Here is a 995-nt window from a genome sequence, read left to right as displayed (position 1 = left end):
CAACAGGTGGGTGCGTACGTCCAGCGCAACATCCCGAACAGCAAAATGGTGGTTCTGAAGGCAACCGGCCATTGTCCCAACCTGAGCGCGCCCGACGAAGTCGTGGCCTCCATCCGAGAATTCGTCTGAGTGAACAACAATCATCCCGCCGACAGCGATTTCGAAGACCTCTACGAAAACGCACCCTGCGGCTACCTGTCCGTTCGTCCGGACGGTCGCATCGATCGCGCCAATCGGACTTTGGCGGACTGGATGGGCTACCCACCCGATGACCTTCCCGGGATGCGGCTGAGCGACTTGCTCACCATGGCGGGACGCATATTCCTCGAGACCCATGTCGCGCCGCTGCTGCGCATGCAGGGCTTCTTCGACGAGTTCGCGCTCGATCTCCTGACCAAAAACGGAACGCGGCTGCCTGCGATCGCCAACGCCCGCGAGCGGCGTACCGACACAGACGCGCTTCTGTTCACCCGCCTCACGATCATGCGCGCGGCGGACCGGCGTCGCTACGAGCGCGAGCTCATCGACGCCCGCAAGCAAAGCGATGAGCTCAAAACTGTGCTCGAAGAACGTCTGCGCCAGGAGCGCGAGAACGCGGAGCTGCGTGAGCAGTTCATCGCCGTGCTCGGTCACGACTTACGCAATCCTCTCGCATCGATCGCAGCCGGTGCACGGCTGATGCTCAAGGCCAAGACTCCGGAAGACGCGCTGCGGCTCGAGGCCATGATGCAGAGCAGCGTGGGCCGCATGGCCAAGATGATCGAAAGCGTCATGGATCTGGCGCGCGGCCGCCTCGGAGGAGGCATCTCGCTGTCTAAGGCCATCACCGCCGTCGAACCCGTGCTGGACCAGGTTGTGGCCGAGTTGGTCGCGGCCCATCCGGAGCGCCGCATCGAGACCAATTTCGAGGTCGAGAGGCCGGTCTTCTGCGATCCGGCCCGCATCGCCCAGTTGTTCTCGAACCTGCTCGGCAACGCGATCAGCCACGGCGCGCC

Annotated in this window: 2 protein-coding genes; both read left to right on the top strand. The window is 63.6% G+C overall.

What is annotated here, in order from left to right; genetic code table 11:
- Window positions 1–129, top strand: a 129-nt coding sequence (locus IVA74_RS36150; protein WP_247352279.1) for an alpha/beta hydrolase, incomplete at its 5' end; no start/stop codon positions are given.
- On the top strand, window positions 130–995 hold an 866-nt coding region (locus IVA74_RS36145), incomplete at its 3' end, for a PAS domain-containing sensor histidine kinase (protein ID WP_247352278.1). It abuts the gene before it with no gap.

Source organism: Bradyrhizobium sp. 132, from assembly GCF_023074185.1.
Classification (GTDB): domain Bacteria; phylum Pseudomonadota; class Alphaproteobacteria; order Rhizobiales; family Xanthobacteraceae; genus Bradyrhizobium.
The sequence above is the reverse complement of the archived record's forward strand: the minus strand, read 5'-3'. Positions and strand labels throughout refer to the sequence as shown.